The sequence below is a fragment of the Halostagnicola sp. A56 genome (assembly GCF_000691505.1).
Classification (GTDB): Archaea; Halobacteriota; Halobacteria; order Halobacteriales; family Natrialbaceae; genus Halostagnicola.
Map to the genome: position 1 here is coordinate 154,722 of NZ_JMIP02000025.1, position 20,141 is coordinate 174,862.

The following is a 20,141-nucleotide window of genomic DNA, read 5'->3' on the forward strand; positions in this document are numbered from 1 at the left end:
GCCACGGGAGCGCCGTCGTATAGCCACAACAGCGTCTCCGAGGTGAAAGAGTCGGTCAACGAGCAAACCGCCGAGGTGAAGCGATCGATGAGCGAACAGACCTCGGAGGTCAAAGAGACCGTGAGCAAGCAGACCGCAGACGTCAAAGAGAGCGTCAAGAAACAGACCTCGGAGGTCAAAGAGACGGTGAGCAAACAGACCGAAAGCAGTGAAGAGCAAAACTCCACCAGCGGTGACGCTCGATCTGAGACCACCGACGGCGACGGGACGCCGGATCAGAGCGACTGATTCGCGTCGAGACTCGAAACGGGCGAATCTCGAGAAACGACGGTTTTGTACGGCATATTCCAGAACCCGTATCGACACGCGTACCTACACGTAATCGAACCACTCGTCGTACTCGTCGGTTCGGCGCTCGACGACTTCGAAGAACTTCGACTGAAGCTCTTCGGTCACCGGACCGCGAGTGCCGTCGCCGATGACGACGTTGTCGACTTTCCGAATGGGGGTCACTTCCGCAGCAGAGCCAGTAAAGAACAGTTCGTCCGCCGTGTTGAGTTCACCGCGTGAGATCGAGACGGTGTCGTGGACGGTGTAACCGAGGTCTTCAGCGAGCGTGATGACTGTATCGCGCGTGATGCCGTCGAGAATCGATTCGGACAGACCCGGCGTGTAGAGCAGCAGGCTGAGAACGAACGTTACCCACTCCGATCCCGGCTGGAACGGGACAGTGAGGAGACTAAACGCTGTATTCGAGAGAACCGCGGCGATACCGAGAAGCGCGACAATTACCAACGCACGGCCTCGAGACATCTGCCCGACTGGCGACTCGAGCGTGTCAGTCTGACTTGTCGTTTCGACCATAGACGACATGTCGAACCGTTCGTAAATATGTATTCTCTGAACGGATTTTAAGTCTGTCGTCTGTCATATCCGGAATAGCTATCCGAATCGCGACCGATCGCAGACGCATGGCCGACATGACTCGGACCGTTCCGGACGACGCGTACGCGGCCCTCGGTGACGAAACGCGACTCGAGATTCTGTTCGAACTCGCCGACCACTACGAAGCGGCCTGGTCGGCCGGTTGGCTCTCCTTTTCGACCCTCTGCGATCGAGTCGGTGTCGACGATACGAGCCGATTCAACTACCACCTCCAGACGCTACGAGTTCGAAATCCCGAGTCGCTCGGCAAGGTAGTCTTGCGAAACGGATCTGGGAATGTTATAGTAGCCGGAGAAGTACGCGATCGAGAGGATTTCGCGTTGCTGTTCGGTGAGAATGTAAGACTCCCCGGTCGAGGCCGTCGATTCGTAGAGCTGTTTGATCCAGAAAGAGACGTTGTGCTCTCGGCAGTACTCCTGAAAGTCGGACAGCGCGGACCGTTCTGGGAGGTGAACTCGAACGATCCAGCCGGGATCGCCGCTGACGATCGAGAAGACGTAGATGCCGCGCTTGATACACGTGTCGGGTACGATATCACGGCTCGTGTCGGCCGTAACGCGATAGATTACTCGGTTTTCGAACGTGGCGATGCGATCGGACGCCCCAACCGTCCCGTCTGCGTCCATCGTCTCCTCGAGCGCGGCGTAGTCCTCGGCGAACACCGAAACGAAATAGAATCTCGAAGGTGAAGCCAGCGACGTAACCCGTAACAACCGCGCTTGCTGTGAACAGCCCGACGGCGAGCGGAACCAACAGCAAGCTTCCGGGCGAGAGAAACCCGTATCCGACGATACCAACGAGTAAGACTGTCAGCGGAGCGAGAACCAGACAGGCGGATAGAAACTCAGTGAGCAACATCCCGACGGTGGCCGTTCGGATTGAGACGGTCGTCAGGACGAACGATTTCGCTCTCGGGGTTCGCCAGTGTAAGAGCGCCCGCTGCGCGAGAAACCAGACAGCGAATATCCACAGCGCACTCACACCCACCCGAACTGAACCGGGGACAGAGAGCGGACCTGAGAGTGATCGCAAGAGGAGCGCATAGAGGATTCCCATCCCGCCAAACCAGATCGCCATTCCGACGGCGGAAATTCCAAGCAAATAGAACCGGTACCGATTCCGCCGAAGTCCACGAATCGTTCGGCGGGTTCCGACAATCCCCAACTGAACGCCATGATGCAGCCAATTCGGTTCAGTCATTTGCTGCTTGCTCTGTGTTGGGTTCCTCACTCGTTAGCTCGAGGAATGCCGCTTCGAGTGTCTGGTGGTCTCCGGTTTCGGCGCGATGTGTGAGATCGCTCGGTGTCGAGTCCCATGGTTACGTTCGCGAGGGTTCCGAAGTCCGTACCGTCGGTGCCGACGATAGATTTATCTATAAGATTTCTAGCAAGTATTTCTCCCATACCGGTTCATTTTCCGCGAAGCGTATTAAATGTAATGAGAGAGTGTCTGTCAGTTCAGCGACGTTCAGCGGCGTTCGGATCGGTTTTTTCTACACACTGATGGCGTACTGCTCCCGGCGTCGGGCGAAACCATCGAGCGTCGATCATACCATCACTTCTCAAACGTATATGGCATAAGTTATTTTGTCGGCGGCGCTCCACTTCGTTCGATCGTACCAGTACGGTGAATTCGACAGGGGAAGCAATCGATAGTTTCCGACGGGGATTTGATGTCCAAAGCGAAATCTAGCCAGCCATTACGATCGAATACTGATGCTCGAGGGGAGAAAGTTACTGAATCGATAATCGTCTCGGAAGGCTTTTAAATTCGAGCCATCTGCTCATCGGCCCGATGATGCTTATCCTCTCGGCGCTGGCCTTTTACCCGTTGATTCGGACGTTCTGGCTGTCGCTCCAGAGCGACGATCTCTACGGTTCGCATCCCATCGGTGAGTTCCGGGGAATCGACGGCTACGTCCAGATACTCTCCGGCGAAATGGATACCGTTCTCAGTGATCCGTTCATCAGCCTGAGCGATCCGTTCTCGAGCGCGCTGGTAGTGACGCTGCTTATCACGCTTATCAGCGTCTCGATTGGGACGCTCCTCGGGCTCGGGATGGCGCTCATCCTCAACAAGGAGTTCCGCGGTCGGACGTTCGCTCGGATGATAGTCATCCTCCCGTGGTCGATCCCGATCGTGATCCAGGGGATGATGTTTTATCTGTTGTTCCAGCCGAGACTGAGCCCGTTCGTCGATATCTTCCACACGATGGGGCTGTTCTCTGCGAATCCGCTGACGAGCCCCCGTGACTCGACGATAATCGTGATACTCATCGATATCTGGCGGAAGGTTCCGTTCATTGCGCTCATTATTCTGGCGGGGCTGGCGAGCGTCAACCAGAGCCTCTACGACGTGGCGAAAGTCGCCGGCGCCTCGAAGTGGCAGCAGTTCAGACTGATCTGGTCCCATATTGTTCTTATTGAACAATATAGGAACGTCCGGAATATTTAGATCGCTGTTCGGAAATCGTTTTCGGTTGATTTAATTGAAAACATCACCTTTCTGCTCCCAAAGCTCTCCTATGTACAATAATAAATAGTAAATATGGTGTATATTGGATTGGTATCCTGATATATGCCTAGATATTATCCATAATGGCTAATCTCGTATACGATTGTAATATATCTCATTATATAATATTGTGCATAATATAAATTACTATGTCCTTCCTCTCTGGACCGTAAAAATCTGATCGAACCACCATCCGTTGCGCGAGCGAAACTAGTATCAAAAGGAGGTTTTGGAATACAATATCACACATAGTTTCCTATTGGGCGGCGATATCCAAATGCATATTACATTGTAAAGGGAGCTAGTCTGACTCGACTCGAGACGACGCACGTCCTCCCGGTCGAACCGCGTGAATTCCTTTCGCCACTCGATCCGCGTCGCGTCGATGCCGAGTTCGTCGGTCAACTGCGACCCGCTAACGCTTCGACGATCCGCATCAGAGATCTTGTACTCGCTCCCATCACCGGTCATAATAACGATTTTTCAATTCTCTTTTGAGTATATAAATCCACTTGTTATTCCGGGCAGACGGGGTTTCTGGAGGCGGGACTGACGGCTCTGAACGGAGCGATTCAACACAAACAGATTCGCGTTACTGATCCTCAGTCAGTCGTTTTGCTTCCGTCTCGAGGTCGTCCATGAGGTCGAACTGCTCGTCCGCGACGTCGGCGATTTCTTCGGACTTATCAGACACTTCCTCAGTCTGACGTTTCGCCTCTTCTGTCATACTTGCGACTTCCTCGATGCTCGCCGCTTGATCGTCGGTCGCCTCCGCGACCTGATTGATTCCCTCGGAAGTGTCGCTGACCAGATCCTCGATACGCGAGAGGTTGTCGACCGTCTCCTGGACCATCTGGACGCTCTCGTCCAGTTCCTCGATCGCCGTCTCGAGACTCGTCGCGGTGTGTTCGGTGTCCTCTTGGATCTGCGTGACCGTGCGTTCGATGTTCTTCGCTTCCGTTTTGGAGTTTTCGGCCAGCGACTTCACCTCGTTCGCGACCACCGCGAACCGATCCCGCTCGACGAGGTCCTCGAGGACGGCGTAGCGATTTTGCGCGACTGTCGCTCGGATACCGACGCGGTCGTCGGTTTCGATCGGCGTGCCGCGGGTCCGGATCGACCAGTTGATCGAAATCGGCTGGAAGGGCCTGCTGGTCCTTTCGTTCGCGAACCTGTTGCTCACCGCGATTATCGTGGGGCTGATAGCATGATTGGGATACTCAAATCGATGGCAACGACGATGAAACACGCGCTGGATGGCTCTACGTTCACCGTGGAGTATCCCGAAACTGCGCCGGATGTCTCGCCGCGGTTTCGCGGCGTCCACAAGTTCAGTCAGGAACGCTGTATCTGGTGTCGCCAGTGTGAGAACGTCTGTCCAAACGATACGATTCAGATCGTGATGGACGACAAGCGAAACGGCGAACAGTACAACCTCCACATCGGCCAGTGTATCTACTGTCGACTCTGCGAGGAGGTCTGTCCCGTCGACGCGATTTTGCTCACCCAGAACTTCGAGTACGACCGTTGTGACGAGCTGCACGATCGTTCGCTGCGTGGGAAATAGCCGCTCGAGATTCGGCCCTGTTAATCCGCTCATAGAAACCGCCTACTTTCGGTTACAAGCCGGATAACTACAACCTATCCCGGCCGAGAGGTCGGTATGATCACCTGTACGAACTGCGAGACCGCCCAGTTTCTCCAGATCACGCAGAGTCGGGTGTACTTCGAAGACGGCGAGATGATCAACGAAATCACCGAACACTACGAATGTACGCTCTGTGAATCGACGGGACAGTACATTTACGACGAGGACCACGACGAAGCGAGCGTCACAGGCGACGTCGAACTCACCAGAGAGCGACCGAAGTACGCGTAAAAACTCGCGCCGAGTTCGACTCGTCTCTCTCGGGGTTGGAATCGGTTCGTCTCGCTCGGTGATCTTCTGGCGTTCACCGTTTTTCGTTTCGCTCGTTCGATTCTGACGATGCGTTCCGATCGTTCGCGTTCGTCGTCGTGTCCGCGTTCGTCGTCTAAACGAAACCGGGGGACAGCAAAACGGTAGTGACGATTCGCTGACCCAGCAAATCGTCGACTGTGAATTCCACCCAATACTCCGATCGCCAGAATCAGTAACGAGACAATCTCGAGAACGGCTCGGTGCCAGTAAAAATCGAAAGAAGGTGAATTACTACGGGTTTTCGAGGAGTATCTTCGGAAAGCGATCTCGCGCCACCTCGACGGGTCGTACTTGTTCCTGAATACCCGGACAAGGGTCGTGTGAATATTATGCAATTCGAGGAGTCGATCTCAAACGCATTTATCCGGGGGAGTCGCCGGCCCGGCGAAATACGACGCGATCAAACCACCGTGACGGCGTCGACCGTGAGAATACCACCAGTTATATTATTTGCTGCAACTATTACTCAGGGCGAAAAAGCGGCGAATCGGAAGAGTGCACCCTCGAGACGCCACGCGACCCGATATAAAGGAAGGTGACAGTCGTCGCACAAACCGGAGAGACGGGGTGCGGGCACCAACCTTTATAAACCTTAAATACGTCTTTTTAAGCGACTTATGACGGATCCGAAGGACACCATCAATATCGAAAACGTGGTGGCGTCGACCGGCATCGGACAGGAACTCGACCTCCAGAGCGTCGCGATGGACCTCGAGGGGGCCGACTACGACCCCGAGCAGTTTCCCGGTCTCGTCTACCGAACGCAAAACCCCAAGTCCGCCGCGTTGATCTTTCGCTCGGGCAAGATCGTCTGTACCGGCGCGAAAAGCACCGACGACGTCCACGAAAGCCTTCGCATCGTCTTCGATAAACTTCGTGAACTCCAGATTCAGGTGAACGAGGATCCGGAAATCGTCGTCCAGAACATCGTTACCTCGGCCGACCTCGGGCGAAATCTCAACCTGAACGCGATCGCGATCGGTCTCGGCCTCGAGAACATCGAGTACGAACCCGAACAGTTCCCTGGACTCGTCTACCGACTCGACGATCCGGATGTCGTGGCGCTTCGTGCGGCTGAGGGTGACTTGACTCAGCGCTTGGATCCTGACAGTCAAAACTCTGCGATGACTGATATTGCAGATGCCTTTAACGGGATGATGGACGATATCGAGGGGGCGTTCACTCGAATTCAATCATTCGCCGACGACGTTGCCGCTTCGAGCAAGCAAGTCACGACCGGAACGCAAGAGACAGAGAACGCGAGCCAGCAGGTGAGCGAATCCATCGAAGAAATCTCTGCAGACGCCGAGTCACAGTCGGGTAATTTACGCGAGGTCGCAAACGAGATGCAGAGCCTTTCCGGAACGGTTGAAGAGATCGCGGCCTCTGCGGACGAAGTCGCGGACAAGTCTCGGAGTTCCACCCAACTCGGTCGTGAAAGCCGAGAAGCCGCTTCGGACGCGATGGAGGAGATGCATATGATCGAATCGAAATCCGCGGAGACAATTGAGGAAATCGCGTCACTCGCGGATGAAATAGACGAGATCGGAGAGATCGTTGAACTGATCACTGACGTAACAACAATCTATCTTCACGACAGAGACGATTTCCGTCGAAGAATCAAGCAGTTGGAAATCACTGACGACGAATTTTTAGATGCAAGTCAGACAGATATCCACACAGCGATAGCAGAACTAGCCCTCGACAACCCAGACCTCCTATTACGCAAACTGAAACAGGTCCAAGAGGAACGGAACCGAGAGAAGTACTGGTCTGATGATGAGTGGCCCGGAGAATAACTATGGTTTTATTGAATGTTGTAATTTGATGGTCATCTGTTTACACCCTGTAAACAGAGTGGGGTTACTTATATAGGGTAGTAGATGTAAACTAGAAATGGAAAATATGTCTAAAACTCTGGAAAACTTAGCAACATATATCCGAAAAAGTACCGCTGACCAAGAACAAGAACATCAAAGGAAAGATATCAAAGAATGGCTTGACCGTCACGTGGTCAGTCGTGTACGACGAGAGGACAAACACCGAGACATCTGCCTCAGCAAGCGCTGTCGCAACCGTCGCCAGGAATCCAACGAGTTCGAATGGCAGATCCATCTCGAACGTCAGGCGTTTCCACCCGGACTCGACCGCACTGGCATCGACACTGCCAACATCATCGTGTTCGACGACCACTGTCGTCTCAGTTTCGTCCTCAACGGTTGCAAACGCAGCAGGATGGCTATGATCGGTCCGGCAGACTGCATATGTTTCCTCCGATATCCTGACTGTACTTCCCTGAAGAAATTCGGTCGGATCCATACAGACGATAATTGCTCGGCGAGTGATAAGAGTGTGCCACCATCGGTCGACCCTTTGTTGCTAGCTTCGACCGGTCTTTCGGATCAAATAGAACTTGCTCCCTCTGAGATTTAAGAAAAGTTTGTCTGTCTGAAAACTCGGTTAAAATCGATTATCTATGGAGACGGTTGCGTTCGCGGAGGTCGTCGACCGGAAGGAATATTACGAGTAATCCCGACTCGCGTCCTGTCGGTCGTACTTAGTCTATTCTACGTTTCGAGAGGAGCTGACGGGATACCAGTTCTCCGAAGTGTTCACTCTCGCTCTCGACGATAGCACTACCGCCTCCGGTGATATTGTTATCAAAATACAATTCTATAATCCGTCTAAGATGGAGATGGTACGTTTTCCCGCCGATTAGACGCTTAAAACTCAAAATTTGAGGCACGAGCAGAGTTGCTTCACCAAATACTGTAATAATCCACTTAATACTATTATATATTTTAATATTTTAGTAGTATGGCTATTAATGGGAAGAATATGTGCTTGATGGTCGATATTGGTGATAATCCATATAATTTGAATGTTGTGATATTGTAATCTATCCACAATACAAAAACTGGTCGTTCGTGTGCTCTCTTTGGCTCGTCTCGAGAATCCGTCGGCCATCAGTTCGAAACCCAATGGCGGTTCGGTCGATCTATACATTCATATGCATGTAAACTATTCGGCCGTCTGTCCGTTCCAATAGGGACAGTGTCTCTCAGCAGACACCATGCGTTCTACGATGTGGGACGATCAGGAGTGTTGAATGTTCAGTTCGATAATATTCGCGACGCCGAGTGCCTGATCGGGCAGTTCCTCCCGAAACCGCTCTCCCTGCATTCGATGCGTCGGACCGGCGACGCTAATCGCACCGAGCGACCGTCGAGGAGCGGCTGTCGGTCGTCGGTGGCGTCGCACGGTAGTCGTAGAACAGTTCGTTTTCGTCTTCATCGACGACGACGAACTCGTAGGCGGTGTTTTGTTCCTCGCTGGGGTGTGAGAATTTGTGCATTTCGACGATCGGTATGAGCGTCGATCCGAGCACGGTTACCGCGACGAGGACGAGAATAAATCCTCCAACCCAGGCCTTCCTCGCAAGTTCTCGATTCGGCAGTATTTCTCGATCCGAAAGCGCGAGCAGGACGAGCGTACCGAGGAGGAACCCGACGAAGAACACGGGGAAGATTATGTTCCGAAAGTCCGAGAGCAACTCTAACATTGGTCTATCTCTATTGTTAATCAATCCGAAATGTCCGTATAGTAGTTCCGTACGTTTATTACTCGATACCGTTCTCTCTCACCAGATCGAATATGCACACCTAGTCGCGGCCTCAAGTTCTTCTATTCCTAGATAGCACACACAATATTGTTATATTCGAAAAATGCTGCTAAGTGTTCACTCGATGATTGATCTGCGAGGCAATCAGCACTATAGCAACCACGGTTGCGCTATGAACCAGGCCCTATCGGGCGTCATGATCCAAATAATAAGATTTCCCATAACTCACAGCCAAATTCGGACGGGGGAGATCGAATCCGCCCGTCTCACAATTAACGCTTCGATAGGAGTCAAATCCTCGAGAAAACGCACATCATAGTGCTGGTATAGCGACTTCCACCACTCGGTCCATTTCTCACTGTCAGCCGATGGGTCCGCGAGGAATCATATAAATAAAATGGTATTTTACATATTATGAGAATCCATCGAGACGGTCTGTTGTGCTTCACCGCGAAAGCGATGAAAAGATAGGGACTGCCGCGGCCGATAATTTCGATCATCGTCCTAATACACACAATATGTCATTGTACATCGGGTAGTCGTACGAGAATGCGCCCATATTTGGTTGTTTGTAAACAGTTAGCATTATATTGTTCACTACCATGGCTATGAATCGTACATTGAGCAATGATCCAATTGAAATCTGCTAATTTAGAGGACGAACGGTCAGACAGTGCCGTGGTGATCGACGATGGTTCATAAAAAAGAGGAGCACAAAAAAGACTGCTACGGCGACGAAGTCCGCGAACACATCCTCGAGTTCGCCGACGAAGGCTTCGAGTCGATTCCGGAAGACGAGCGAGACAAGTGGTTCACCCGGTTCAAGTCTAACCGAATTTCGGTGACCGAACTATCTCCTTCTTCAGTTCCGATTTCGAAGGAGATCTCTTCTTCTTCGTCAGGATCGATAACAACGTAATTTTCACCAACGTCACTCCACTCGCCGGAATCTCCATCGTACCACGAAAGTGTGGGTGTTCCAGTGAAGTACTGAAAACCATCGTTACTGATCGTCGCGTTGACGATCAGGTTTTCTCCTTCAGCAGGGTCATTGATGTTGGTTATTTCCGACTCGAGAACGGGTTCACCGAAATTTCGGTAGGTGATCTCCTCACCATTTTGAGCGTCAACGATGGGGATCCCTTCAGTTGCCTCCGCTGCTCTGGTCTGAAGCGTTCCAGTATTTGGATTGATTTCGATCGGCGTCGATGAATCTTCGGTGATTAAATCGGGTGACTCGCCATCTGAATACACAATATGCTCTTCCGAATCTCTCACTTCAATAGGTTCGCCATTGTACTGGCGACTGCCGGCACCGAATCTCCGTTTTGATTCGCTTCGACGGCCGTTTGATTGGCGTTGGCGGTGACATCGGGAATTAGTTATGCCAGTCCCGTCGCTGTCGCGACACGGTTCTGCGGAGAAAATCGGACGGTAACGAAGCGATACGGGTTTGTCGTGTTTCGGGGGTCGTCTCAGATCATCCTATGCGACGTTGAAGCCGCGATCTCGAAGGAAATCCTCGATTCGGCCCGAGTGATTCCCTTGTAGTTCAATCTGGCTGTCTTCGACTGTGCCGCCACAGGCGAATTTCGATTTGAGATCCGACGACAGACTGTCGAGGTCGACGTCTTTCGGATCGAATCCCTGGATGATCGTTACCTCCTTACCGTATCTGAACCTCGGAGGATGGTTTTGATGTGTGCCTTCAGTCCAATAAGTTAGTAAAAGAAATAAAGAATGGTGTGCCAATATGCATTTTTAATATAATAAGGACGTTTCTGCAGGATGCGCGGGATATAGTTACGGCTCTTACCGACCGATGCAGGCAGTCAAGAACCGGACCCAGTTGTTGTCCAATATAATATTGAATGAATTGTGACCGACCATCTGGAGGATGAATAGCAATCTTTAATATTTTTCCCACTTAACTTACTACATGAGCGTTGTTAGCGTCTCAATGCCTGAGGAACTACTTGAACGCATCGACCAGTTCGCAGACGACCACGATTATACTGGTCGCAGTGAGGTACTCCGAGAAGCAAGTCGGGATCTACTTAACGAATTTGACGACCAGAAACTCGAAGATCGTGAATTGATGGGTGTCGTAACAGTTGTTCCCGAGAATCTCTCCGGAGGTCGGCTTGTCTGCCATGCACGGGCCTACGGCCTCGCCTGATAAGAATATTGTGTGACTGTCTCGGCTTTCGAAGAATCGTCTCCAGCGCCAGCGGTATCGTCGCCGATCGGCCGATCGAATTATCCAAGAACCAAAAGGATACCGACGATACATCTAATACACTCGAAGACAACCCATACATATGCCGATCGACATCGAGACGTTCGAATCCTCCGGCGAGGATCGCCTCACTGCTGGTGGCGAGACGAACGCTGAACGGGTTATGCACTTTCTTGCGACGAACCCCGATAAAGCGTTCACGCAGAGTGAAATACGCGATTCGACCGGCGTCAAAGCCGGTAGCATCAGCGTCGTCAGATTCCTGAATTCGAACGAAGCCTTCGATCGAAGAACCGTCGAAGTAAATGCCGTCGGTGAACGCCTTCTCGGCCTGTCGGGCCGGAACGGAGACGTTCTTGACCGTTCCGAGAATGTCGGTAAACTGGAGTCGAAGGAAGTCGACATCCTTCTCTTCGATCTCCTCTAGTACCTCCTGTTCCGTAGATGTGATGTTTCCGCTTGTCATCTTTCTCGTCGTGCTATCCGAGGATCCCTACTACTAAAACCCTACTGTATCGAGCAAATCTTCTCCTGCTCCGAGGAAACTGGATATTCGTAAAGTTCTAATGTGATGGGCGCGTGGGTCGATGTGATGACGTACGAAAATCTCGATGCAAAGTTGGTGAATGCGTTGCTCGGCGACGGCCGGGCGAGTCTTCGGAGTCTCGCCGAGGAGCTCGACGTCTCCGTAACGACCGTCTCGAATCACCTCTCGGATCTCGAAGAACAGGACGCTTTTATACCCCCATACTGTGTAAATACACAACCTAATCCAGATATGCCCTTTAAGTATGAGTAAACGAAGTCCTGGCTTCCTCTGGGAGCCCGAGAGAAAACTGGTCGACGCGTATCGGGTGTCAACGACAGCTTTTGACAAACCTAATAGAACAGATTTGGATGAGGTCAGAGACCCCTCGGAGGCAAAATCGCGTTTGAAGACCGAGATCGCATCGCCGGAGGAACTCCGCGAAATACTCGAGATAATATACCAAGATCTCGAACGAATTGAGGCATACCACTGTCGCGTTCGCGAACAGCCTGGTGGCCGCTGGACCTGGAGCGATCAAGTTCTCCCAAAAGTCCAACGTGAGGTGGAACAACTATCGCTCCTATTCAATCGGTGGGAACAGGAATCTCAACGTAAAGGCCGCAATAATGTTCGAGGAGTCGTATCGCTCGACGAACGATGACAGGAAATCTTATTCACCGAGATTTCGCAGGTCCTGAGCGAACGCTGTCGCCGATGCGGGAATGGCACAGAGGGTTTAGAAACACATGGTAGACGAATCCAAAAACATCGAACTCACAGAAGACGACCTCGAAAACAAATCGAAAGGCCAGCTCATCAAGATGGCCGGCCAGCTCCGAGATCGGCGAAACGATCTCAACCAGATGGCCTCCGAGCGGGCATCCAGCCGCGACGACTTAAACGCGAAGACACGCGAGAAGGTCGACGAGGCACAGGAACACCGCGAAAAACGCGACGAGCTCAACGAGCAGGTTCAAGAGCACAAGGAGAGCCGCAACGAGCTCAATGCAGAAGCGAACAAGCTCTTCGACCGCGTCGAGAAGCTCAAATCGGACATGGAACTCGACGAGGGAAAGGACCTCGAAGAGCTCGAAGAGCGGTCGCTGATCGACAGTAGCGACGACGGAGCAGAACAGACGGACTCGAGCGATGTGGAATCGATCGTCGAATAGCAAGGCGAACATGATTGGGTTCACACTAGCTAAATTTCTGTTGTAGATCCCGAAATACGGATCGAATATAATTTATAGAGCATACCGATGACGCCAACGCTTCCGAAGAGCAAGAATCCGAGAATACCAATGGAAGAAAACCCCTGAGAGAGGAGTAACGCGCAGGCTGCAATCCAGACTGCCGACAAAAACAGCATAGTCCAATCAGACAAACCAAAGACATCCGTTGACGATTGATCCATCCAGTTAGCGAGTCTCGTTCCGAAATAGAACGTCAATAGTAACATGCCAAGGACGACATCTTCAATCCAGTTTCCGGTGGGTTCGCCCTGTAGAGCGCTCTCTATCCCTGGCTGCATTACTATCCCAGCCGTCGCTATGAGGAGAATTCCCCAAATGACGTTCTTTCGTTGATATAGAGAGTGTCCGGCTACGCGCTCGCTCTCCCGGTGCTTGTGACGGGTTAGTTTCCTTGAATCGGATTGAACGCGCCGTTAATATCCCACTCGTGGAGACAGTGCGGGTTTCCGACTTGTTTTTCGCCGTTTTCGGTTGCAAGCTGCCAGGCTTCAAGCGTTTCGTCCCACCGTTCACCGCGACCACACCGTTCACAGACGCGGGCGGTCGGAGTTCGAAGTTCGACGCTCATTGGCGGGTATGCGAACTGGACACATATAACCGTGACTGTGTTCGGCAAACGCTGCATGTATCGGCGAAAAATCGTGAAGAATTCAGCGAGTACCATCGAGACAGAGCCACTATTGGAATATCGTAAATTCGAAGAAACCGAACAGGTTTCGAGCGCCGTCCGAGTCGCCGAACCGGATCGATCGTCAATCCCACTCCGATTCGAGCGGTCAGTAAACCTTCCCCATCAACGAAACCTAACACAATGCCAACAGCTTCGACCCCACAAGGGTCCGTCTGAAACTAGAATTTAAAGCTGCCAAGTGCATTTTGGTAAGATCGGCTTCGACCCCACAAGGGTCCGTCTGAAACCATGGCCGATTAGACCACGTACACAGCTCTATAGGCTATTCACACTTCATCGTTTCCGTCGACCTGCGATAACCTCTGAACCCCCGGAGGTCGATGGAACAACTGGGGCGGTCAGAGGAACTGATCGTCAGCGGCGGGATCGTCGCCGAAAACAGTTCTTTCGACCATCTTTTCGGAGGAGACGGTATATATGATCGTTGATTCTCCGTGTTTGAGCAGTTCGTCGACGCCGGATCGGATCTTTTGGAGGTCGCCTTTGGTCACGTCCCCTTCGAGCACGGAGTTTTGCACGTGTGTGAGATACCGGCGGAGGAACTTCAGCATCACGAGATCACCGACGAGATACTGCTGCGGAGCGAACGCGACTCGCCGGCGTCGGTCTTTCTCGAGCCATCAACCGAGGGAGAGTATTAAACACGAAAGATAATTTCGTTTTAGACCGTTCGGCAAACGGATCGTTTCGATCGATCGCGGCTGAAATCCGGAATCGGGTGTATTCGCCTTGTTTGCGAACGTTTCGTGCTCGAGTATTCCCGAGTCTTTATGACGAATCGAGCCCTGAAACCGTAGCAATGGAAACAACACTTACCGACACACTCGAGACGCGGTCCGACTCGGAGCCGCTCAGTGTCAAAGTGGTTCGAAAAGTCGCTCGAATGGAAGGGGTCGATCCAACGGAACTCGACGCCCCGCTGTATGATGAGCGGAAGCAGAGCAGAATCGTCTTTCTCATACAGACTGGTGCCCGATTCTGATTCTGCTAATTGGGGACACACCACCGTTTCCGGAGGTTCCGGAGGACACACCACTATTTCCGCAGGTTCCGCAGCTCCATATTATATTCTCATAGGTTATGGGTATATGCTACTATCCCATTACTCGAGGTCTCGAGCATCGAGTTCGCCAGCGAAATAGTGTTCTCCCTCCCGGGTAATATCGTAGACACCGTTTCCAAGGTGAACAAGAAGTCCATATCCGACGAGTTTCTTACACCGGGTGTTGATGTGTTGCCGGGAGAAGCGCACACGGTCGCTGTCAGCCATCTCTTTGGGCGTATCAGGGCCATTACAGCGAGATGTTCGAGAATCCGATCATCGGCGCGTGACATCCAGTCAGCATCAAAGCGCATACTCACTGCTGCTTGCGTCGACACTATCCACGATGCGCTCCGTCAGCCATAGAATCTTATCGCTTCCGCAATTAACTTCAAACCTTTAACCATCGCAAATTCTAAGTCTAGATCGACTCAATGGAACGATCATCGGCAAGTAGAGACGAACAATCAACCGAACTAGTCGTCGAAATCGTCGGTAGAATTAGCTAGCATTGCTTCGTGAGATACTGGATTCCCTCTCTCAGTGTCATTCTCTCTTACTGTGGACTTAGTTCCTCTTCAGTTAACTATATTGATATCTGCTTTTGTCGGTTATGACCCAGCACAACTCGCGAACTGCCACCTAAGAAGTACAAACGTCAAGCGTGCTGTGGGCTAAGTAGATCAACGTCGTATGATGATCTACTATGGCCAATGCTCACGCACTGGAGCCACATCAGAACTACCTAGCAAAACTTATAGTGGGGAACATCGAATGATGAATTATGCTAGGTGAGCCATTTAGCGCCAGATATATTTTGTCCCGAATATATGAAGAACTTACATGGAATTGGATGAAGCTTGACTCTGATTGGAAAAGTGTAGTTTGGGGAATGGTAATTATCTGTCCGTCTCACCGTTCAGAAAGTCAGACAACGTCGTTTCGTCGCCGTTATATTCGAACTCACCAGTCACCTCGAGTTCCTCGCTGAAGTTCCCGATTTCAACGCCATCCTCGCTATCAATCTTGACGTTCATGTTCTCCTCGTGGTCGGCCTGTGAGATGATAGTTGCTTGGGTGTCCGCCGATTCGTTTATTTCGGGAATTACAACCGACACATCGAGTTCCGGAACGTCACTGGAACTCGTTTTGTAGGTGACCTCACCCTCTTGTGTGTCACCGGGATCAACATTGAGATCATCAGTTTCGATAGTTTCGTTTCCGACGATGAACTCCACGGTCATGTCTTCTACGGGAACGTCACCTATGCGCTCGAATTCGGCCCCAATTTGCAAGTCATCTCCCGCGACTGTGGTTGGCGCCCCGATCGCACTTATCGTGACATCAGCCGCTTCGATTTCTATGTCTTGGCTGTCTCGGCTATCTCCGAATTCTCTAGAATCATCGGCATCTAACCGAATTTCGGTGACCGAACTATCTCCTTCTTCAGTATCGAAGATATGTCTGCGGGTCTTGGTGAACTTATTCAAGCAACTCTTGGAGGGACATTTGTAATCCTCGCGATGGTTGTCATCTCAAATTTCTTCTTAGTCGTTGCTGGACTCGTTGTTGCGCTCCGCTGGATCGGCATATTCGTGCTAACGGTCACTATGCCGCTTCTAGGAGTCCTTTGGGCACTTGAAGTCTGGCCATTCACTCCAGCAGCAAACATGGCTCGTCGAGCAGCGGGGATTTATCCTGGTCTCATCCTTGCTGGGATTCCGGCGGCGTTGCTCTTCCGAATTGGGTGGGAAGTTGGTGGGATTCAGACACTTGGCCAAAATGAGCTGTTCGCACTATTTATTGGGTTGACGCTGATCCCTGCAGCGGTTCTCGCGATGGTGATGACCGTCTACTGGAGTAGCCCTGCCGTCCGAACGATCGCACAGAACAGCGTCACCGCTGCAAACCCGGCATCGGCCGCCGCCGGTGCTCGCAAGGCAAAAGCCGCGTCTGGAAAGACCGTGCGCGGCGCTCGAAACGTCCACCGGGGCTACGCCAACGGGAAGTTCGGTCCAATGACCAAAGACGGGCAGACGAAACTCGGGGGCGGGAACTCGAAAGCGTACAAACTCGGCGAATCTGCGAACTCGACGAAATCCCATGCGCGCCAGTATAACAACCTCAGGAAATCTGACACGGGCAGAATGCGCGATAAAGCCAAAGCTGATGCCAAACAGGTCACCCGCAAAACGTCGACCAAAGCCAAGCAAGATATGCGGGTTAAGGTGCCTATCACGGACGAATTAGAAACTGAAGCAAAAGGCCGTATGGATAGTCCAGACTTTCGTGGCGAGCGTGATAATAATGTAGCAGCGATTGATGCATGGCGAGGGAAGATGGTTGAAATAGCTGCTGAAAGAGAGTTGTTCCCTATCTATGAGGAGTACTATGACTGGTCTGAATATGAGGGCTATGAGTATGACTATACAATAGAAAATGAGTTCCAACAACACCGCATAGAAATCAAAGCACGGGATACGGTTCGATTATTCGCAAAAGGGATGTTCTCTGATGATGCAGACCTTCCTGTACGAATGCGTGATGGAGAACTACACGCAGACCGCTACCTTATGGCGATTATCCATGAAAGGGATTATATTGAGTTCGTGGGTCTGGCGACGAGAGAACAGGTTGAACGTGCTGACTGGGCTAATTGGACTGAATACCCAAGCAAGGAGATTCCTCGTCATGAATTACAGCAGCTTCCGTCTCCAGCAGCGTGAGTTTTGAGACACTTTTCTTTGAACACTTCGAGATACGCTTCCCGACGCGTCGATCGCAGTGTGATTTTCGTCCGGCGTAACCGGACACAGACGAGAGATTCCGTCCACTTTCGGCCAATCTCTTACAGAAGTACGATCGTAAACTATTCCTCTGTGTTCGAGTAGCACGCGAGTATCTGTGGATATCCTCGGTTCTGAGAGCCCGAGATGGGCGATCACGAATGTATTCGGTAATGCCGGACAGAGTTCGCCCCAGTGATCGATTTTTCGTCGGTACAACCGTGCAACTCGGTCACAAACTGAATACTGAGAGACTGCTGCGGTCCGTCGTCCGGAGCTATCGAACACGACTCGAAAATCGACGATCGAACGATCTACCGGCCAAACCGCACCGGAATGCGTTCAGATCATTCGATAGACTTCGTCCATCCACTGGTCGCTTCCGTCGTCGACGGTGATCCCGCCTTCGATTTCGGTCGCGTCTTCGATCTTCATGCCTTCGAGCTTGTCGACGATTTCGTCCATCTTGCCGTCGAGTTCGTCGACGAACTCGACCGTCCGCTCGGTCTTGATCGCGCCCTGGCTCGAGGGCTCGATGAGGTTTTCCTCCTCGAGGACTCGAAGCGAGTAGCGAACTTTGTGATGTGGATATCCGGTTTCGTTCGACATCTTGACGATCCCGATCGGTTCGTTTTCGATAACCATCTTCAGGACCTGCAGATGTCGTTCCAGCATATCGACTTCCTTCTCAAGTCGGTCTATCATGGCATTTGTTAACTTGTCTTTCCGCCTTTTAAAAGTTACTCTCCGAAACCGACTGAAACGTGTTCACTCGCCGATGGGTATTGGGAGACGACGAATATGTCGATATCACTTGTCCGATCCGCGTCACCGCGAGCGACACTTCCAAACAACATGACTGCTGCACGATCACCGATACGATCGAGAAGCCGGTTCCGAACAGCTCGCACTGGGTCATGGAACTCGGATTGGGGAATTGTAGTAACCGGATCATCACTGCGAACGAATCTCTCCGGGTTAATCCGTACCGCATTTGACCTCCCGTCGCGATCAACGTGAACGATACCGAGGGATTCGAGAGAGAGGACAGCGGCATTTACGTTCGACATTCCTCGTTCCGTCAGTCGGTGAAGTTCCCTGTTCGAGAAGGTCATATCTGGATTCTCAGCGAGTACGTGAAGAATGTCAGCCTTGTTGAAGCGTTAGAATTGATTGAGAACGGGATGAGCTACCGCCAAGCTGCCGAAAACACCCCTCACGTCACCCGACAAACTCTCTCTAACATTGACCAGGATGAAGGAAAACGTGGGTGGTATACTGAGCAAGAAGCAGAAGACGACCGTATTCAAAATGCCCTTTGTGAGATAGATAGCTGATTCAAACTGGTCAATTTAGAGTAGAACCACAGTATAGTACTTCTCACCAGAGTAATCCTCCCATCCTTTGAACTGCTCATCTAAATGTCCTTCAACATCAGGTATAGCCGTTAAATCATCTTGTTCAGAAATCCAACCGTCCAATATCTCTCTTGGCTTGTTCTCATCTGGAACTGTGATTACCAACACCACTTCATTTATCTCTATGTCACCAATCGAAACGCCATTGTTACGTCTCCAAATCAAACGTCTCGAATCGTTCTAGTGTATTCTTCAAAGTCCTCCGCCCTCTTTTCGGCGTACTTTTTGAAGATCTGATCTGTGGAGAACCTCACTTCAACATCTTGATCTGAGAGTCGTTCCAGCATATTACTGAAGAACTCCGCTGGGGGATACTTGCTCGATGGGGGTCTATTCGTCCACTGAGAGTACGTTTTTACGGTCTTATTTACCGCGTCACTAGCTAGGAGGACACGCTCAGGCATAGATAAATCCACGAGTTGTCCGGTTGTTTTCACATGAACCCTCCCATGCTGGGAAATATCCATCTCGATAAACTCTCCGTGGTATTCGAACTTACCACTGATTGATTGGAAGTGCTGACCGGTTAGCAGGCCGAGCAATATGGGTGGAGAGGAAGATAAATCAATACTCTCAGACACCTGCGCCGATTTGCCAAACATATCTCTTTGCCCACTGAGCTCTGCACTCGTCAAGGAAATCGGACTCAAATCCGAGATTGACTGACCTGTGCTGTACTGCCAAAATAGCCAGAGCATGAAATCAGAGTCAAATGAGATCTCACTTAGTCTCCCACCCGCGGAAATACCCTCAATTTGTATTTTCAAAGACAGAAATTAACGACATGTTGGATAGTGGGAAGTGGCCTTCAAAAGAAGCTCAGAAGCGATCTGATTTTCCAGACAATCCCAGCACTGATGGGAAGCTCGGTGAGCTGATTCTCTTTCTGTTCGTTGATGCAGTTCTTGAGATACCAATGGTCAGTCACAAGCTATTCTGGACTCAGGAGCCAGTTCAAGAGGTCAAGGGGTCTGACGGATTGTTCTATGGGATGCACGATGGCGAAGAATCGCTGGCACTGGGTGAATCAAAAATTCAGAAAAGGCGTAGTGATGCTCTACGAAATTCACTTGATAGCATCAACAGATTCCACGATCCAACTGGTGATACGAAAACCAGGCACGAACTGGTCCGTCTGAAAC

The 20,141-nt window shown here is 51.4% G+C and carries 16 protein-coding genes, 13 pseudogenes and 1 CRISPR repeat array (1 of these 30 only partly in view); of the genes and pseudogenes, 13 read left to right on the plus strand and 16 right to left on the minus strand.

Features of this window, described 5'->3' with window-relative positions:
• Positions 1-87: 87 nt before the first annotated feature.
• Entirely contained in the window at positions 88-288 is a 201-nt protein-coding gene (locus EL22_RS14825; RefSeq protein ID WP_156184188.1) for a hypothetical protein, read from the plus strand.
• A gap of 84 nt (positions 289-372) precedes the next feature.
• Here EL22_RS14825 and EL22_RS16585 read toward each other — a convergent pair.
• Together EL22_RS16585 and EL22_RS14840 are read right to left on the minus strand one after the other, a co-directional pair.
• Positions 373-678: pseudogene (locus EL22_RS16585) on the minus strand (aminotransferase class IV); the annotation flags it as partial.
• A gap of 485 nt (positions 679-1,163) precedes the next feature.
• Positions 1,164-1,607, minus strand: a complete 444-nt coding sequence (locus EL22_RS14840) for a helix-turn-helix domain-containing protein (protein ID WP_050052203.1) — start codon at positions 1,605-1,607, stop codon at positions 1,164-1,166.
• Positions 1,608-2,739: 1,132 nt separating this feature from the next.
• On the opposite strand from EL22_RS14840, the gene EL22_RS14845 reads away from it, so the two are divergent.
• Positions 2,740-3,399 (plus strand): carbohydrate ABC transporter permease, encoded by a 660-nt coding sequence (locus EL22_RS14845; protein ID WP_082146840.1) that lies wholly within the window; start codon positions 2,740-2,742, stop codon positions 3,397-3,399.
• A 652-nt stretch (positions 3,400-4,051) separates the two neighbouring features.
• Here the strand turns inward: EL22_RS14845 and EL22_RS18240 are convergent.
• On the minus strand, positions 4,052-4,462 hold the full coding sequence (locus EL22_RS18240; RefSeq protein ID WP_197075947.1) for a methyl-accepting chemotaxis protein: 411 nt from the start codon (positions 4,460-4,462) through the stop codon (positions 4,052-4,054).
• Between the two features lie 97 nt (positions 4,463-4,559).
• Between EL22_RS18240 and EL22_RS18245 the strand changes: the two are divergent.
• The 4 genes and pseudogenes from EL22_RS18245 to EL22_RS19455 all read left to right on the plus strand — a co-directional run.
• A pseudogene (locus EL22_RS18245) lies at positions 4,560-4,670 on the plus strand (NADH-quinone oxidoreductase subunit H); the annotation flags it as partial.
• A pseudogene (locus EL22_RS14860) lies at positions 4,667-4,981 on the plus strand (4Fe-4S binding protein); the annotation flags it as partial. The pseudogenes EL22_RS18245 and EL22_RS14860, both read left to right, overlap by 4 nt.
• A 141-nt stretch (positions 4,982-5,122) precedes the next feature.
• Positions 5,123-5,338 carry a hypothetical protein gene (locus EL22_RS14865; RefSeq protein ID WP_050050387.1) on the plus strand — a complete coding sequence of 72 codons (216 nt, stop codon included), beginning with the start codon at positions 5,123-5,125 and terminating at the stop codon, positions 5,336-5,338.
• Positions 5,339-6,036: 698 nt separating this feature from the next.
• Positions 6,037-6,507, plus strand: a pseudogene (locus tag EL22_RS19455) (TATA-box-binding protein); the annotation flags it as partial.
• An 838-nt stretch (positions 6,508-7,345) separates the two neighbouring features.
• Here the strand turns inward: EL22_RS19455 and EL22_RS14875 are convergent.
• From EL22_RS14875 to EL22_RS16595, 4 genes and pseudogenes are all read right to left on the minus strand, one after another.
• Complete coding sequence (locus tag EL22_RS14875) at positions 7,346-7,738, minus strand: ACT domain-containing protein (protein ID WP_231587999.1); 393 nt, start codon at positions 7,736-7,738, stop codon at positions 7,346-7,348.
• 886 nt (positions 7,739-8,624) lie between these two features.
• Complete coding sequence (locus EL22_RS14880; RefSeq protein ID WP_050052206.1) at positions 8,625-8,981, minus strand: hypothetical protein; 357 nt, start codon at positions 8,979-8,981, stop codon at positions 8,625-8,627.
• Between the two features lie 786 nt (positions 8,982-9,767).
• On the minus strand, positions 9,768-10,319 hold the full coding sequence (locus EL22_RS18250; protein WP_197075949.1) for a hypothetical protein: 552 nt from the start codon (positions 10,317-10,319) through the stop codon (positions 9,768-9,770).
• 207 nt (positions 10,320-10,526) lie between these two features.
• Positions 10,527-10,718, minus strand: a pseudogene (locus EL22_RS16595) (stress response translation initiation inhibitor YciH); the annotation flags it as partial.
• Between the two features lie 262 nt (positions 10,719-10,980).
• Here EL22_RS16595 and EL22_RS16600 point away from each other — a divergent pair.
• Positions 10,981-11,160, plus strand: a pseudogene (locus EL22_RS16600) (CopG family ribbon-helix-helix protein); the annotation flags it as partial.
• Positions 11,161-11,533: 373 nt separating this feature from the next.
• Here EL22_RS16600 and EL22_RS16605 read toward each other — a convergent pair.
• Positions 11,534-11,746 (minus strand): annotated as a pseudogene (locus EL22_RS16605) (glutamine synthetase beta-grasp domain-containing protein); the annotation flags it as partial.
• A gap of 126 nt (positions 11,747-11,872) precedes the next feature.
• On the opposite strand from EL22_RS16605, the pseudogene EL22_RS16610 reads away from it, so the two are divergent.
• Together EL22_RS16610 and EL22_RS14905 are read left to right on the plus strand one after the other, a co-directional pair.
• Positions 11,873-12,010, plus strand: a pseudogene (locus EL22_RS16610) (winged helix-turn-helix transcriptional regulator); the annotation flags it as partial.
• 545 nt (positions 12,011-12,555) lie between these two features.
• Positions 12,556-12,910: pseudogene (locus EL22_RS14905) on the plus strand (phosphoserine phosphatase); the annotation flags it as partial.
• A gap of 534 nt (positions 12,911-13,444) precedes the next feature.
• Here the strand turns inward: EL22_RS14905 and EL22_RS14915 are convergent.
• On the minus strand, positions 13,445-13,630 hold the full coding sequence (locus EL22_RS14915) for an HEWD family protein (protein ID WP_050050595.1): 186 nt from the start codon (positions 13,628-13,630) through the stop codon (positions 13,445-13,447).
• A 461-nt stretch (positions 13,631-14,091) separates the two neighbouring features.
• Positions 14,092-14,304, minus strand: a complete 213-nt coding sequence (locus EL22_RS14920; RefSeq protein WP_050052211.1) for a CRISPR-associated endonuclease Cas2 — start codon at positions 14,302-14,304, stop codon at positions 14,092-14,094.
• Between the two features lie 248 nt (positions 14,305-14,552).
• On the opposite strand from EL22_RS14920, the gene EL22_RS14925 reads away from it, so the two are divergent.
• Positions 14,553-14,735, plus strand: coding sequence for a HalOD1 output domain-containing protein (locus tag EL22_RS14925; protein WP_050052212.1), 183 nt, complete (start codon positions 14,553-14,555; stop codon positions 14,733-14,735).
• Between the two features lie 120 nt (positions 14,736-14,855).
• Here EL22_RS14925 and EL22_RS18780 read toward each other — a convergent pair.
• Together EL22_RS18780 and EL22_RS17545 are read right to left on the minus strand one after the other, a co-directional pair.
• Positions 14,856-15,109: pseudogene (locus EL22_RS18780) on the minus strand (MarR family transcriptional regulator).
• A gap of 585 nt (positions 15,110-15,694) precedes the next feature.
• A complete protein-coding gene (locus tag EL22_RS17545; RefSeq protein WP_156184190.1) occupies positions 15,695-16,285 on the minus strand; it encodes a hypothetical protein in 591 nt (196 codons plus the stop codon).
• Between EL22_RS17545 and EL22_RS19190 the strand changes: the two are divergent.
• A pseudogene (locus EL22_RS19190) lies at positions 16,247-17,017 on the plus strand (hypothetical protein); the annotation flags it as partial. The gene EL22_RS17545 and the pseudogene EL22_RS19190 sit on opposite strands and share 39 nt — an antisense overlap.
• Before the next feature lie 966 nt (positions 17,018-17,983).
• Here the strand turns inward: EL22_RS19190 and EL22_RS14940 are convergent.
• Both EL22_RS14940 and EL22_RS19025 read right to left on the minus strand, forming a co-directional pair.
• Positions 17,984-18,286: pseudogene (locus tag EL22_RS14940) on the minus strand (hypothetical protein); the annotation flags it as partial.
• 35 nt (positions 18,287-18,321) lie between these two features.
• Positions 18,322-18,696 (minus strand): nucleotidyltransferase domain-containing protein, encoded by a 375-nt coding sequence (locus EL22_RS19025; protein ID WP_082146842.1) that lies wholly within the window; start codon positions 18,694-18,696, stop codon positions 18,322-18,324.
• Here EL22_RS19025 and EL22_RS18255 point away from each other — a divergent pair.
• A complete protein-coding gene (locus EL22_RS18255; protein WP_050052215.1) occupies positions 18,598-18,918 on the plus strand; it encodes a hypothetical protein in 321 nt (106 codons plus the stop codon). The genes EL22_RS19025 and EL22_RS18255 overlap by 99 nt on opposite strands.
• 15 nt (positions 18,919-18,933) lie before the next feature.
• Here the strand turns inward: EL22_RS18255 and EL22_RS17550 are convergent, their stop codons facing one another.
• Both EL22_RS17550 and EL22_RS14950 read right to left on the minus strand, forming a co-directional pair.
• Entirely contained in the window at positions 18,934-19,164 is a 231-nt protein-coding gene (locus EL22_RS17550; RefSeq protein ID WP_156184191.1) for a hypothetical protein, read from the minus strand.
• The gene (locus tag EL22_RS14950; protein WP_156184192.1) at positions 19,161-19,634 is read right to left on the minus strand and encodes a hypothetical protein; all 474 of its coding nucleotides are present in this window, start codon (positions 19,632-19,634) and stop codon (positions 19,161-19,163) included. Before EL22_RS14950 ends, EL22_RS17550 begins: the two co-directional genes overlap by 4 nt.
• A 149-nt stretch (positions 19,635-19,783) precedes the next feature.
• Between EL22_RS14950 and EL22_RS19460 the strand changes: the two are divergent.
• Positions 19,784-20,068, plus strand: a pseudogene (locus tag EL22_RS19460) (Hachiman antiphage defense system protein HamA); the annotation flags it as partial.
• Positions 20,069-20,111: 43 nt separating this feature from the next.
• A CRISPR array of direct repeats spans positions 20,112-20,141; the repeat unit is 30 nt (it continues 865 nt past the right edge of the window).